This window comes from Tenacibaculum aquimarinum, assembly GCF_022478115.1.
Lineage (GTDB): Bacteria > Bacteroidota > Bacteroidia > Flavobacteriales > Flavobacteriaceae > Polaribacter > Polaribacter aquimarinum_A.
Map to the genome: position 1 here is coordinate 1,054,831 of NZ_JAKGSC010000001.1, position 14,695 is coordinate 1,069,525.

The 14,695-nt window shown below is 32.9% G+C and carries 11 protein-coding genes; 10 read left to right on the plus strand and 1 reads right to left on the minus strand.

The genetic code is table 11. From position 1 onward, the window contains the following. Positions 1–185: 185 nt before the first annotated feature. The gene (locus tag L1S33_RS04950; protein ID WP_240561461.1) at positions 186–554 is read right to left on the minus strand and encodes an SPOR domain-containing protein; all 369 of its coding nucleotides are present in this window, start codon (positions 552–554) and stop codon (positions 186–188) included. 198 nt (positions 555–752) lie between these two features. Between L1S33_RS04950 and L1S33_RS04955 the strand changes: the two genes are divergently transcribed. From L1S33_RS04955 to L1S33_RS05000, 10 genes are all read left to right on the plus strand, one after another. After that, the gene (locus L1S33_RS04955) at positions 753–2,039 is read left to right on the plus strand and encodes a cytochrome c3 family protein (protein ID WP_240561462.1); all 1,287 of its coding nucleotides are present in this window, start codon (positions 753–755) and stop codon (positions 2,037–2,039) included. Between the two features lie 80 nt (positions 2,040–2,119). Then, the gene (locus tag L1S33_RS04960; RefSeq protein WP_240561463.1) at positions 2,120–5,176 is read left to right on the plus strand and encodes a TAT-variant-translocated molybdopterin oxidoreductase; all 3,057 of its coding nucleotides are present in this window, start codon (positions 2,120–2,122) and stop codon (positions 5,174–5,176) included. Between the two features lie 94 nt (positions 5,177–5,270). Next, positions 5,271–6,698 carry an NrfD/PsrC family molybdoenzyme membrane anchor subunit gene (gene nrfD / locus L1S33_RS04965; RefSeq protein WP_072556711.1) on the plus strand — a complete coding sequence of 476 codons (1,428 nt, stop codon included), beginning with the start codon at positions 5,271–5,273 and terminating at the stop codon, positions 6,696–6,698. Positions 6,699–6,700: 2 nt separating this feature from the next. Further along, entirely contained in the window at positions 6,701–7,237 is a 537-nt protein-coding gene (locus tag L1S33_RS04970; RefSeq protein WP_072556712.1) for a DUF3341 domain-containing protein, read from the plus strand. 11 nt (positions 7,238–7,248) lie between these two features. Next, positions 7,249–7,794: a c-type cytochrome gene (locus L1S33_RS04975; protein ID WP_240561464.1), complete on the plus strand. Its 546-nt coding sequence runs from the start codon at positions 7,249–7,251 to the stop codon at positions 7,792–7,794. 13 nt (positions 7,795–7,807) lie between these two features. Then, positions 7,808–9,373 carry a quinol:cytochrome C oxidoreductase gene (locus tag L1S33_RS04980; protein ID WP_240561465.1) on the plus strand — a complete coding sequence of 522 codons (1,566 nt, stop codon included), beginning with the start codon at positions 7,808–7,810 and terminating at the stop codon, positions 9,371–9,373. 39 nt (positions 9,374–9,412) lie between these two features. Continuing rightward, positions 9,413–10,420 (plus strand): cytochrome c oxidase subunit II, encoded by a 1,008-nt coding sequence (locus L1S33_RS04985; RefSeq protein WP_240550652.1) that lies wholly within the window; start codon positions 9,413–9,415, stop codon positions 10,418–10,420. Positions 10,421–10,450: 30 nt separating this feature from the next. Next, entirely contained in the window at positions 10,451–12,232 is a 1,782-nt protein-coding gene (locus L1S33_RS04990; RefSeq protein ID WP_240561466.1) for a cytochrome c oxidase subunit I, read from the plus strand. A 108-nt stretch (positions 12,233–12,340) separates the two neighbouring features. Beyond that, positions 12,341–13,363 (plus strand): Holliday junction branch migration DNA helicase RuvB, encoded by a 1,023-nt coding sequence (ruvB, locus tag L1S33_RS04995; RefSeq protein WP_240561467.1) that lies wholly within the window; start codon positions 12,341–12,343, stop codon positions 13,361–13,363. Between the two features lie 13 nt (positions 13,364–13,376). Beyond that, positions 13,377–14,690 (plus strand): hypothetical protein, encoded by a 1,314-nt coding sequence (locus L1S33_RS05000; RefSeq protein WP_240561468.1) that lies wholly within the window; start codon positions 13,377–13,379, stop codon positions 14,688–14,690. The last annotated feature ends 5 nt before the right edge of the window (positions 14,691–14,695 follow it).

Here is a 14,695-nt window from a genome sequence, read left to right on the forward strand (position 1 = left end):
ATCAACAGTTATTCGAACGGCTACAATCGCTAACGCGCCTACTTGCTATTGAATGATGTTTCGAGTTTTGTTAATGTTTTTTAAGGTTGTTTATTGATTTTGAGTAACGAAAAATTGTTTCAAAACTTAATTCAAAAAAAAAATCCGAAGCAATAGCTTCAGATTTTAAAATTTGTATTTTTTATCTAATCATTTTTTTTAATAACAATAGCGCCGGAAAACTTCTCTCTAATTTTATTAATAGCTTTATCGGCTTCTAATCTTGTTTTGTAATTTCCAACTTGTACTTTCCATTCTGGAGCATCATAATCTAACTTGTTATAAACACCAGGAAATTCTACTTGAAATTTACCTTTTGTGCTTCTTGCTCGTTTTTCTAAACCATTGTATAGCTGAATTCTAAAACCATGACCATAGCTTTTATTATAGTCTCTTTTTTTGGCTAATAAGCTAGAAATCTTATCGTTATCTTGAGTGCTGGTTTGTGCATTCACTGTAGAAATTCCAAGAAACGCAAAAAGTAGTACAGCGGAAAAATATATCTTAATTTTCATTATTATTTTAGTTTATACAAAAGTAACGACTTGTTTCTGAATAAATTGAAATAAATCTTTATTTAGAATTAATATAAATTATAATTAACATTCTTTTAGCATTTCAAAATCTGAACAGAATTAGTACTTTTGTGCAACTGTATGAGGTGCAAACCTCATACCAAAAATACATAGATTTTAAACTATAGTTTGTAAAATATGAAGAGTGTAGCACTACACAATAGACTAACCAACGTATTCTTAAAGAGTCTTACTTTACTTTTAATATTATCTTTTAGCTTCTCGTCTCAGGCGCAAGAAGTAGACGCAGCGCGTCAAAAAGAGGGTAGAAAATTATTTAGATCACTTTGTGCATCGTGTCATAAACTAGATAAAAAACTAGTTGGGCCAGCATTAGGAGGTGTTGAAGATAGAAGAGAAAACGATTGGTTGCAAAGCTGGATTAAAGATAATACAGCCTTAATTAAATCTGGAGATGCTGATGCAATTGAGGCAGCAGAATTCAGTCCAACAGCAATGACGGCTTTTCCTCAATTAGACGAAAAGCAAATAAACGATATTCTTTATTATACCACAGTTGGTGATCCTGTTAAGCCAGGAGCAGTTGCTGATGTTGCTTCTGCAAGTGAGCAAGGTGCGGCGCCAGGTTGGTTAATTTATATACTAGCGGCAGCAATTATTGTAGCCTTTTTAATTATTGCGAGTTTATTAAAAACAATTAGCGAATTAAAAGGAGCGCCAAAAACACCAGGAGCTGTAGCTACAATTAATGAAGTTTGGGAAGGCGTAAAGAAAAATACTTTCTTAAAAGTTTTAACTGTAATATTTGGAGCATTAGTTGCTGCATATTTCTTATTCGGAACTTTATTTAAAATTGGAGTTGAAGAAGGGTATCAACCAATTCAACCAATTGCATTTTCACATAAAATCCACGCAGGAGACAATAAAATAGAATGTCAATATTGTCACTCTTCGGCAAAACATAGCAAAACATCTGGAATTCCTTCGGTAAATGTATGTATGAACTGTCATAAAGGAATTTCTGAAGTAGCAGATGACACTAAAGTTGTTTTTGAAGATGGAACTTTAGGTAAATCAGAATTAGATTCAGAAATCGCTAAGATTTACGATGCTGCAGGTTGGGATGCCGATAAATTAGAGTACACAGGAGAAACAAAGCCAGTAAAATGGGTTCGTGTACATAACTTGCCGGATTTTGCATATTTTAATCACTCGCAACACGTAACTGTTGGAGGTTTAAAATGTCAAAAATGTCACGGTCCAGTTGAAGAAATGGAAGAAGTGTATCAATATTCTCCATTAACAATGGGTTGGTGTATCGATTGTCATAAAGACACAAAAGTAGATTTAAAAGGTAACGAATATTACGCAAAAATACACAAAGAGTTGGCTGCCAAATTTGGCGTTGAGCAAGTAACAATTGCACAACTTGGAGGTAAAGAGTGTGGTAAATGTCACTATTAATATAAATTAAAAAATTTAAAGATTCAGTAAATTGTAGTTTTCAATTTTTAAATCTTTTAATCATTAAATAAAAAGCATAAATGGCTTCAAACAAAAAATACTGGAAAAGCGTCGAAGAACTAAAAGATAGTTCTGTAGTTGAGACGTTAAGTAAAAATGAGTTTGTAGAAGAAATTCCAACTGATGATTTTTTAGGCGATAAAGAAACGCTTGAAAACTCTTCAACTTCTCGTAGAGATTTCTTAAAATATGTAGGGTTTACAACAGCAGCCGCTTCTTTAGCAGCCTGTGAAGGTCCAGTAAGAAAATCTATTCCTTATGTAGTAAAACCAGAAGACACTGTTGCAGGTGTTGCAGATTGGTATGCAACTACAATGGCAGATGGTTACGATTTTGCAAATGTGTTAGTAAAAACACGTGAAGGTCGTCCAATTCAAATAATGCCAAATAAAGAAGCAAACGGAACAACAAATGCACGTGTGCAAGCTTCTGTACTTTCTTTATATGATGAGGCGTTAAGATTAAAAGAACCAACAAAAGGTTCAACTGTAATTTCTTGGGCAGATGCTGATAAAGAAATTGGAGCAAAATTAAACGAATTAAAAGATGCTAACCAACCTGTTGTATTATTAACAGGAACTATGGCGAGTCCATCTACAGATAAAATCATTTCTGAATTTACTACAGTATATCCAAACGTAGAACACGTTGTGTATGATGCAATTTCAGAAAGCGGTGCTGCCGATGCTTTTGAAGCTATGTATGGTAAGCGCGCATTACCAAATTACGATTTAAGCAAAGCGAAAGTAATTGCTTCTTTTGGGGCAGATTTCTTAGGAGATTTCCACGGTGGATTCGAAAAATCTTACATAGCAGGTCGTAAACCAGAAACGGGGCACATGTCTTACCACGTTCAAGTGGAAAGTAATATGTCTTTAACTGGAGCAAATGCAGATAAACGTGTGGTTGTAAAACCATCTGATCAAGTATTCGCTTTATTAAACCTATACAATGCTGTAACGGGAGCAAATATTCCTTCTAAAGCGACCCCAATTGATGCTGTTGTAAAAACACTTTCTGAAGACCTTCAAAAAGCAGGTTCTAAAGCAGTTGTTTTAACAGGGTTGAATGATAAAAACGCACAATTAATAGCATTGGCAATTAACAAAGCATTAAGTAGTGATGTTATTGATGTAAACAATACATTAAATACGCGTCAAGGAAACGATGCTAAAGTTGCTAAAGTTGTAGCAGATTTAAAAGCAGGTAAAGTAGCAGGTCTTATTACGTATAATGTTGATCCTGTTTATACACTTGCTAATTCAGCAGATTTTTCAGAAGGATTAAAGAAAGCTAAATTATCAGTTGCAATTTCTACGGAAAATAGCGCAACGGCAATGGCTTCTGAATTTGTATTACCAGCGCCTCATTATTTAGAATCTTGGGGAGATGTTATGATTTCTGAATCTAACTTCGGATTAATGCAACCAACTATTCAGCCATTATTTAATACACGTCAATTACAAGACACGTTATTAACCTGGTCAGGAAACTCAACAAAATATTATGATTATTTAAAAATAAATTCAGCAGCTATTTTAGGAACAACTTCTTGGAATACAGTTTTACATGATGGTTCTTTTAATAAAGAAGTAACTGCAAGTAATACAGCTGGAGATGTTGATATTAATGCAGTTGCTGTAGCATTAAATAAAGCTACAAAAGCATCAGCATTTGAATTAAATTTATATGCCAAAGGTGGTATGGGAGACGGTAAACAAGCGAATAATCCTTGGTTACAAGAATTTCCAGATCCAATTACTCGTGCAGCATGGGATAATTACTTAACTGTTTCTATGGCAGATGCCAAAACATTAGGTTTTGAAAATCCTGTAAAAGATAATGGTGCAATTAATGGTAATTATGCAAGTGTAACTGTAAACGGTGTAACTATTAAAAATGTTCCAGTAATGGTTCAACCAGGTCAAGCAAATGGATCTCTAGGTTTAGCATTTGGTTACGGAAAATTAGCAGGCTTAAAAGAAGAAATGCAAGTTGGGGTAAATGCTTACTCTTTATATGCAAACGGAAATAATGTTCAGTATAATGTTTCTATTGAAAAAACATCTGAAGCAGTACACAAGTTTGCTTGTACTCAAGTACAAAAAACAATTGCAGGTCGTCACGATATATTAAAGGAAGCTACGTTAAAAGAATATTTAACTGTAGATCCTAAAGATCATAAAAATGGATGGAACGTTCCTGCTATGGTTTCTTATGACCATCAAGAAGTAGAAGCAAAATCTATCGATTTATGGGATGAGCATAACAGAGAAGTAGGTCATCACTTTAACTTATCTATAGACTTAACATCTTGTACAGGATGTGGTGCTTGTGTTGTTGCATGTCATGCAGAGAACAATGTGCCAGTTGTAGGTAAAAATGAAGTAAGAGTTGGTAGAGATATGCACTGGTTGCGTATTGATAGATATTACTCTTCTGAAGTTGAAACAAGAGAAGAAGCTAAAGAATTAGGTTTAAGTAGAGCAGAAATGTATTCAGCTTTAGAAACTGAAGCAGAAAATCCTTCTGTTACCTTCCAACCAATGATGTGTCAGCACTGTAACCACGCTCCGTGTGAAACGGTTTGTCCAGTTGCAGCAACATCTCACGGTCGTCAAGGTCAAAACCAAATGGCTTATAATAGATGTGTTGGTACTAGATATTGTGCAAACAACTGTCCTTATAGAGTTAGACGTTTTAACTGGTTTAACTATGCAGAGAACAAAGAGTTCGATTTCAACATGAATAATGAATACGGTAAAATGGTGTTAAATCCAGATGTTGTAGTTCGTTCTCGTGGAGTTATGGAAAAATGTTCTATGTGTATCCAAATGACACAAGCAACAATTTTAAAAGCTAAGAAAGAAGGAAGAGCAGTTAATAAAGATGAATTCTCAACTGCTTGTTCATCAGCTTGTACAACAGGAGCTATGGTTTTTGGAGATGTTAACAACAAGAAAGACGAAGTAGCTGCATTAGCAGAAGATAAAAGAGCATTTCACGTATTAGATTACCTACAAACGAAACCGAATGTAGTGTATCAAGTGAAAGTTAGAAATACAAACGAAGCATAATCGAGTTGATTTTTTTGAAGTATTAAGTTGAAGAGCTTAATAAACTTTAAAAATATTCAAACTTTAAACTAAAATTAAATTAAGTAATAAAAATATGTCTCATTACGAAGCACCCATAAGGGAACCTTTAGTATTAGGTAATAAAAGTTACCACGACATTACCGAAGACATTGCTAAACCTATAGAAGGTAAAGCAAACAAAAACTGGTATATAGCATTTTATATTTCTTTAGCAGCAATGTTATGGGGATTTGGATGTATTTTCTATACAGTTGGAACAGGTATTGGAGTTTGGGGATTAAGCAAGAACATTGGATGGGCTTGGGATATCACAAACTTTGTATGGTGGGTAGGTATTGGTCACGCCGGTACATTAATCTCAGCGGTACTACTTTTATTCCGTCAAAAATGGAGAATGGCAATTAACCGTTCTGCAGAAGCAATGACAATATTTGCAGTATTCCAAGCAGGATTGTTTCCAATTATTCACATGGGACGTCCATGGAATGGTTACTGGGTATTACCAATTCCGAATCAATTTGGTTCTTTATGGGTAAACTTTAACTCGCCATTACTTTGGGATGTATTTGCAATTTCAACATATTTATCTGTATCATTAGTTTTCTGGTGGACAGGTTTATTACCAGATTTTGCAACGATTAGAGATAGAGCAGTTAAACCTTTTCAAAAGAAAATTTATTCTTTATTATCTTTCGGATGGTCAGGTAGAGCAAAAGATTGGCAACGTTTTGAAGAAGTATCTTTAGTACTTGCAGGTTTAGCAACACCATTAGTACTTTCTGTACACACAATTGTATCGATGGACTTTGCTACATCGATCAATCCAGGTTGGCACTCAACAATTTTCCCTCCTTATTTCGTAGCTGGAGCAATCTTTTCTGGATTTGCAATGGTACAAACGTTATTAGGTATTATGAGAAAAGTAACTAATATGGAAGCATATATTACACGTTTACACGTAGAGTATATGAATATTGTAATTATTGTTACTGGAGGAATAGTAGCAGTAGCCTATGCAACAGAATTCTTTATTGCATGGTATACAGGTTCTCCATATGAATACTATACATATTTATCAATTGGTGCAGAAACTGGACCTTACGGATGGGCTTTCTGGTCATTATTAATATGTAACATCTTTACACCACAATTACTTTGGATTAAAAAGATAAGAAGAAGTTTTATTTGGTCATTCATTATCTCTATTGTAATTAATATTGGTATGTGGTTTGAGCGTTTCGATATTATTGCAATTGTATTAAGTAAAGGTCACTTACCATCAACATGGTGGCGTTTTGAACCAACATTTGTAGATGTAGGTATCTTTATTGGAACTATCGGTTTCTTCTTTGTATTATTCTTATTATATGCAAGAACATTCCCAGTAATTCCTATTGCAGAAATGAAAACAATATTAAAATCTTCAGGAGAAAATTATAAGAAGCAAAGAGATGGAATTTCTACTTCTCAAGTTGAAGATAATAACACTATAAACGGATAATTATGGGAGCACACGAAGCATCAAAAGTTATTCATGCACTTTACAATGATGACGAAATCCTAATGGATGCAGTTAAAAAAGTAAAAGGAGAACACCATCATATAGAAGAAATATTTTGTCCTTTTCCAGTTCATGGACTAGACAAAGCAATGGGTTTAGCGCCAACGCGTTTAGCAATTACAGCTTTTATGTATGGAATTACAGGTTTGTCTGTAGCAATATGGCTTACTTGGTATACAATGATACACGATTGGCCGCAAGATATTGGTGGTAAACCAAACTTTTCTTGGGCAACAAACATGCCAGCATTTGTGCCAATTATGTTTGAATTAACTGTATTTTTTGCAGCTCACTTAATGGTAATTACTTTTTACATGAGAAGTAAGATTTGGCCATTTAAAGAAGCAGAAAACCCAGATCCAAGAACAACCGATGACCATTTCTTAATGGAAATTCCAGTTCACGGAAACGAAGAAGAATTAAAAACGTTATTAGCAGCTACAGGAGCTGTAGAAATTAACGTAGTAGACAAGCATTAATCAATAGATAAATGAAGAGTTTAAAAATAATATTCAGTTTAGTAGTACTTACAAGTATAGTTTCTTGTGGTAACAAACGAGAGCCAAGTTTGCAATATATGCCAGATATGTATGTGTCTGTACCTTATGATGTAAATGGAGCTGAAGGTGTAAATGGAAAACCAGTTAACTCTAAACCAGTTGCAGGTACCGTTAAAAGAGGAGGATATCCTGCTTATGACATTTTAGACACTAATGAAGGTTACGAGAAAGCTAAAAATGAATTGCAAAATCCGTTAGAAGTTACTGAAGATAACTTAACAAACGGAAAAGCAATGTACGATATTTACTGTGCAGTATGTCATGGTAAAAAAGGTGATGGAAACGGAATTTTAACTGAACGTGATAAGTTTGCAGGAATTCCTAATTATAAAGACAGAGAACTTACTGAAGGAAGCATTTACCATGTAATTATGCACGGTAAAAACTTAATGGGGTCTCACGCATCTCAAATGACACCAACTGAGCGTTGGCAAGTTGTTCAGTACGTAGAAAAATTAAAAGCAGATTTAAAATAAATCTATAATAGATATGTATCAATTTTCAGGTAGATTAAAAACACTCGCTATTGCATTTATGGTTCTTGGAGCCTTAGGAGTTGCTTTAGGTTTTTACAATGCACCAAAAACTTTAGAAGACGCTAAAGAAATTATGGCTAACCAAGCTGCTCACGGAGCACACGGTAATGACCATGGTGAAACAAAACATGTTGAGGAAACTCATACAGAAAAGAAAGAAGATGCTCATGCTGAAGAAAATCATTCAGCAGAGAATTCTCATTCAGAAGTTATAGTTGAAGAAGTGCAAGCTGATTCTCATATTGAAGATGAATCTCATTCAGAAGAAATAAAAGAGGTTTTAGAAGTTGAAAAAGTACATGTAGCAACATTAGATACTCATGATTCAGACAATGCGCACGGCGCAAGTCATGATGATGCACACGCAGAACATGTATTTCACCAATTACAAAACAGACCTTGGGCTGCACTTTATGTAGCTTTACTATTCTTTTTAGGAGTTACTTTATTGGTTTTAGCATTTTACGCAATCCAAAGAGTTGCGCAAGCAGGTTGGTCTATTGTTTTGTTTAGAGTAATGGAAGCTATAACTGCAAACTTATTACCAGTTAGTTTAATTTTATTAGCGGTTTTAGTTGCATCACTTTTGCACATGAATCATTTATTCTCTTGGATGACACCAGGAACTTTTACTCCAGGTCACGAGAATTACGATCCAATTGTAGATGGTAAATCAGGATGGATAAACGCTCCTTGGTGGATGATTAGAAGTATCATTTACTTAGTAATATGGAATGCTTACCGTTGGTTTATTAGAAGAAACTCTATTAAAGAAGATACTGCTGAAAACATTTCAACATATAAAAAGAATTATAACGTTTCAGTAATATTCTTATTCTTATTCATGATTACAGAAAGTATGGCTGTTTGGGATTGGATTATGGGATTAGATCCTCACTGGTTCTCAACGTTATTTGGATGGTATGTTTTAGCAACTTTCTTAGTAAGTGCTGTAACTACAATTACATTTGTAACAATTTACTTACGTTCTAAAGGGTATTTACCAAAAGTAAATGATAGTCATATACACGATTTAGCTAAATTTATGTTTGGTTTCTCTGTATTCTGGACATACTTATGGTTTGCTCAGTTTATGTTAATATGGTATGCAGATATTCCTGAAGAAACTACGTATTACGCAATGCGTTTTAACGAATATAAAGGACTATTTTTAGGAATGGTTGTAATGAATTTCGTTTTCCCAATTTTATTATTAATCAATAGTGATTTTAAGAGTATACCTTGGTTTGTAGTTATGGGAGGAATAGTGATTTTAGCAGGGCATTATGTAGATGTATTTGTTATGATTATGCCAGCTACAGTTGGTGCTCAATGGGCAATTGGTATTCCAGAAATTGGTGCTATACTATTTTTCTTAGGATTACTAATTTGGACAACCTTTAGTGCATTTGCAAAAGCAGATCCTGTTGCAAAAGGAAATCCATTCTTAGGAGAAAGTGAACACTTTCACTATTATAATATTGAACATAGAGGTGAAGACGCAGATGCGCACCATTAATTAAATAATTGAATTAAAAATAAATAAGACAAAATAAATATGTTAGCTCTATTTTATATTTTTATAGCTGTTGCAATCGGGGTAAGCTTTTGGCAAATTACCCGTGTAATGAACTTGAGAGAAGTTATTGCTACAGATAAAGACAATAATTCGCAAGGTAAAATTGCCATTGGTTTTATGGTGTTTTTCTATGCAATGATGGTTTATTGTTTAATAGCAATGAATGTGTTAATGTTACCAGAATCTGCCTCAATTGAAGGAGAACATGACGATAATCTTTTCAATATTACTTTTTGGTTAATTGGTATTGTACAGTTTATCATGCAATTTTTAATTTTCTTTTTTACGTACAAGTATAGAGGGAAGAAAGAAAATAAAGCAAAATTCTATGCAGATAGTCATAAATTAGAGATGATTTGGACTATAATCCCTGCTTTTACTATTGTAATCTTAATAGGTTATGGTTTATGGGCTTGGAATAACATTATGTATGTTGGTGATGATGAAAACCCAATTGTTATTGAAGTATATTCAAAACAATTTCAATGGGAAGCTCGTTATGCAGGAGAAGATAATACTTTAGGTTTAGGAAACGTAAACTATATTAAAGGAATTAATACAATGGGAGTTGATATGTCTGATAAAAACTCTCAAGACGATAAACAAGTAACTGAATTATACTTACCTAAAGGAAAAAAAGTATTGTTCAAGTTCCGTTCACAAGACGTATTGCACTCAGCTTATATGCCTCACTTTAGAGCACAAATGAATTGTGTTCCTGGTATGGTTACACAGTTTGCTTTTACACCTAAGTTTACAACAGAAGAAATGCGTGTGCAATCTGAAGTAGTTGCTAAAACAAACGGAATCAATAAGATAAGAAAAGCTAAAGGTGAAGATCCTTATGTTTTTGATTACTTACTTTTATGTAATAAAATATGTGGAGCATCTCACTATAACATGCAAATGAAAATTACAGTTGTAGAAGAAGCACAATATAAAGAATGGTTAGCTGAACAGCCAGCATTAGCCCAAGTTGTTAAATAATAATTAAAGAGACTACAAATAAAATAGATTATGTCAGAGCATCATCACAAAGAAACATTTGTAACAAAATATATTTTTAGTACAGACCATAAAATGATTTCTAAACAATTCCTAGTTACAGGAATGTTTATGGGAATTATTGGAGTATTCATGTCAATGTTATTCCGTATGCAAATTGCATGGCCAGAAAAATCATTTTCTATTATAGAAGCATTTTTAGGGCATCATCAAACAGATGGTATAATGAATCCAGATATGTATTTGGCATTAGTTACCATTCATGGAACAATAATGGTATTCTTTGTACTAACTGCAGGTTTAAGTGGTACATTTTCTAACTTATTAATTCCCTTACAAATTGGTGCTAGAGATATGGCATCTGGTTTCTTAAATATGGTTTCGTATTGGTTATTCTTTTTATCAAGTATAATCATGGTTATATCTTTATTTGTTGAAGCAGGACCAGCATCTGCAGGATGGACAATTTACCCACCACTTTCAGCATTACCACAAGCAATTCCAGGTTCTGGAGCAGGTATGACGTTATGGTTGGTTTCTATGGCGATTTTTATTGCTTCATCTTTAATTGGATCATTAAACTATATAGTTACAGTTTTAAACTTACGTACAAAAGGAATGAAAATGACGCGTTTACCACTTACAATGTGGGCGTTTTTTATCACAGCAATTATTGGTGTGGTTTCTTTCCCAGTATTATTGTCAGCAGCATTATTATTAATTTTTGATAGAAGTTTTGGTACATCATTTTACTTGTCAGATATATTTATTTCTGGTGAAGTATTACATTATCAAGGAGGATCACCAGTATTATTTGAACACTTATTTTGGTTCTTAGGTCACCCAGAGGTTTATATTGTATTGTTACCGGCTTTAGGTTTAACTTCAGAAATTATTTCAACACATTCAAGAAAACCAATTTTTGGATATAGAGCAATGATTGGTTCTATTATGGCAATTGCATTTTTATCTACAATTGTTTGGGGTCACCACATGTTTATCTCAGGAATGAATCCATTTTTAGGATCTGTGTTTACCTTTACAACTGTATTAATTGCAATTCCTTCAGCGGTAAAAGCATTTAACTATATAACAACATTGTGGAAAGGAAATCTTCAACTAAATCCTGCCATGTTATTCTCAATCGGATTAGTTTCTACATTCGTTACAGGAGGTTTAACAGGATTAGTTTTAGGGGATTCTGCATTAGATATTAATGTACACGATACGTATTTCGTAGTAGCGCATTTCCACTTAGTAATGGGAGTATCTGCAATTTTTGGAATGTTTGCTGGTGTCTATCACTGGTTCCCGAAAATGTATGGTAAAATGATGAATAAAACTATGGGGTATTGGCACTTCTGGATAAGCATTATTTGTGCTTACGGAGTATTCTGGCCAATGCACTTTATTGGCTTAGCAGGTTTACCACGTAGATATTATACAAATACAAACTTTCCAATGTTTGATGATTTAGCTGATGTAAACGTTGTAATTACAATTTTTGCTTTAGTTGGAGGTTTAGGTCAAATAATATTCTTAGCTAACTTTTTTATCTCAATTTATAGAGGGAAAAATGCAACTCAGAATCCTTGGAATTCAAACACAATTGAATGGACTACACCAGTAGAGCATATTCACGGTAACTGGCCTGGAAAAATTCCAGAAGTACACCGTTGGCCTTATGACTATAGTAAAAGAGTAGATCCTAAAGATGATGATAGTGATTACTTAGGAGGTAAAGACTTTATACCTCAAGTAGTACCATTATATGATGGAGAAGAGCCGTCTTAAAAATTAAATTGTAACCTTGAGCGTAGCTAAAGGTCATTATAAATAACAAAAAAACCTTTCCATTGGAAAGGTTTTTTGCTTCTTATCAAATTGTTATCTTTGTTAAGTATGAATGAAAATTTAAATCCTGAAAACACAAATCTTTCTAATGAAGATATTGATGTAGAAAAAAAATTGCGTCCACTTTCTTTTGAAGACTTTAGTGGTCAAGATCAGGCAATTGAAAACCTTAAGATTTTTGTTGAAGCAGCAAATCAAAGAGATGAAGCTTTAGATCATACACTTTTTCATGGACCTCCAGGTTTAGGGAAAACTACTTTAGCACATATTTTGGCTAATGAATTACAAGTTGGTATAAAAGTAACTTCTGGACCAGTTTTAGATAAACCAGGCGATTTAGCAGGTTTACTTACAAATCTAGATGAACGAGATGTTTTGTTTATTGATGAAATCCATCGATTAAGCCCTATTGTTGAAGAATACTTGTATTCTGCAATGGAAGATTATAAAATTGATATTATGATTGAATCTGGACCAAATGCGCGTACAGTTCAAATCAATTTAGAACCATTTACATTAATAGGAGCAACCACCCGTTCAGGATTATTAACTGCGCCAATGCGTGCACGTTTTGGAATAAGTAGTCGTTTACATTATTATTCAACAGAATTATTAACCACAATTATACAACGAAGCGCACAAATTTTAGGCGTTCCAATTTCTATGGAAGCGGCAATTGAAATTGCAGGGAGAAGTAGAGGAACACCAAGAATTGCCAACGCATTATTGCGTAGAGTTCGAGATTTCGCACAAATAAAAGGTGATGGAAATATTACTATTGAAATAGCAAAGTATGCTTTAAAAGCATTAAATGTAGATGCACATGGTTTAGATGAAATGGATAATAAAATTTTAAAAACCATTATAGATAAATTTAAAGGAGGTCCAGTTGGTTTGAGTACAATTGCTACAGCAGTTTCCGAAAACACAGAAACTATTGAAGAAGTGTACGAACCTTTCTTAATTCAACAAGGTTTTATAATGAGAACACCTCGTGGAAGAGAAGTTACAGATTTAGCTTATAAACATTTAGGTTTAATTAAAGGGAGAAATCAAGGCGAATTATTTTAGGCATAAATTTTAAATGGAACAACAAGAAGTAAATAACACGATAGCTAAACCTTCCACAAAAGGTTGGTTGCAAAGGTTAAAAGATGAAAGTTGGGAAGCTGAATTACTAGTTTCTGCAATTGCTATTTTTGGTACATTTAAGATGTTTGATGTTATAAATTGGGGGACAAACTTTTTTATAGATGTTTTAAATCCTAATCAATACTTAATTGGCTACTTTATAATGGCAATTGGTCTTTTAGCAATAAGTATTTTGGCTGCAATGTTTTTAATCCATTTTTTTTTAAGAGCATACTGGATTGGTTTAGTAGGTTTAAATTCGGTTTTTCCTGATTATAGTATAGAAGATAGCGCTTATTCAAAAATATATACTGAGAAAATCTTAGGCATTCTCCCTAAGTTAAAAGATTCCATTCAAAAAGTAGATGAACTTTGTAGTGTTATTTTTTCGGTGGCTTTTACGCTTTTACTGATTTATGCATACATGTCAATATTTGTAAGTGTCTATTTACTAGTTTACAATCTGTTGTCTGCTTACATTCCGTTTTATATATTATTAATCCCTGCAGTATTAATGGGAGTTTTTATGTTAGTACAAATGGTAATAACCTTTAAAGCTAATTTTAAGTCAAATAAAGAAAAAGAAGGTTTACAAAACTTGTCATTTAAGGTAAATAAATTTGTTTCTAAGATTATTTATGGGCCATTTTATAAGTCAATACTCCAAGTAACAATGATTTTTGGATCTAATTTTAAGAAGAAAAAATCACTTATTTATCTTGTATTATCATTTATTTTAGTAGGATTATTAGTCTTTGGAAAGCAAATAACAAATACAAATATCTTTTATTTAATAGTTCACAAAAAATACTTTAATACTACAAAAGTATATTCAAGTTTTTATAATGATGAAAATAAAAACAATACTTTTTTATTAACGCCAGAAATAGAATCAGACAAAGTTGAAGCTAATGTGTTAAAAATATTTATTCCTGTTTTTAAGCATGAAGAAAATATGAAAACTGAATTTTGTGGAGATGATAATGAAAATTCTGAGCTATCTTTAGAAGTTCGTAGAGAAGAGTGGAATACTTTTATTTTAGATTGTTATAATCAATATTATCATATTTATATTAATGATAAAAAAATTGACGTTGAATTTTTAAGACTTAATGCACATTCAAGAACGAAGCAATCTGGAGTAATTTCTTATTTAGATATTTCAAACCTTAAAAAAGGTGTTAATTCTATTGAAGTAAAAAAAGAGTTTGGAGAGACTAAGATTTTAAATTGGAAAATTCCATTTTATTACATACCTAAAAATTAGTTTTT

Excerpts from the sequence above, each read along its gene's own strand:
- L1S33_RS04950 (WP_240561461.1), bottom strand. The coding sequence starts at position 554 with ATGAAAATTAAGATATATTTTTCCGCTGTACTACTTTTTGCGTTTCTT.
- L1S33_RS04955 (WP_240561462.1), top strand. The coding sequence starts at position 753 with ATGAAGAGTGTAGCACTACACAATAGACTAACCAACGTATTCTTAAAG.
- L1S33_RS04985 (WP_240550652.1), top strand. The coding sequence starts at position 9,413 with ATGTTAGCTCTATTTTATATTTTTATAGCTGTTGCAATCGGGGTAAGC.
- ruvB (WP_240561467.1), top strand. The coding sequence starts at position 12,341 with ATGAATGAAAATTTAAATCCTGAAAACACAAATCTTTCTAATGAAGAT.
- L1S33_RS05000 (WP_240561468.1), top strand. The coding sequence starts at position 13,377 with ATGGAACAACAAGAAGTAAATAACACGATAGCTAAACCTTCCACAAAA.
- L1S33_RS04970 (WP_072556712.1), top strand. The coding sequence starts at position 6,701 with ATGGGAGCACACGAAGCATCAAAAGTTATTCATGCACTTTACAATGAT.
- L1S33_RS04960 (WP_240561463.1), top strand. The coding sequence starts at position 2,120 with ATGGCTTCAAACAAAAAATACTGGAAAAGCGTCGAAGAACTAAAAGAT.
- L1S33_RS04975 (WP_240561464.1), top strand. The coding sequence starts at position 7,249 with ATGAAGAGTTTAAAAATAATATTCAGTTTAGTAGTACTTACAAGTATA.
- nrfD (WP_072556711.1), top strand. The coding sequence starts at position 5,271 with ATGTCTCATTACGAAGCACCCATAAGGGAACCTTTAGTATTAGGTAAT.
- L1S33_RS04980 (WP_240561465.1), top strand. The coding sequence starts at position 7,808 with ATGTATCAATTTTCAGGTAGATTAAAAACACTCGCTATTGCATTTATG.
- L1S33_RS04990 (WP_240561466.1), top strand. The coding sequence starts at position 10,451 with ATGTCAGAGCATCATCACAAAGAAACATTTGTAACAAAATATATTTTT.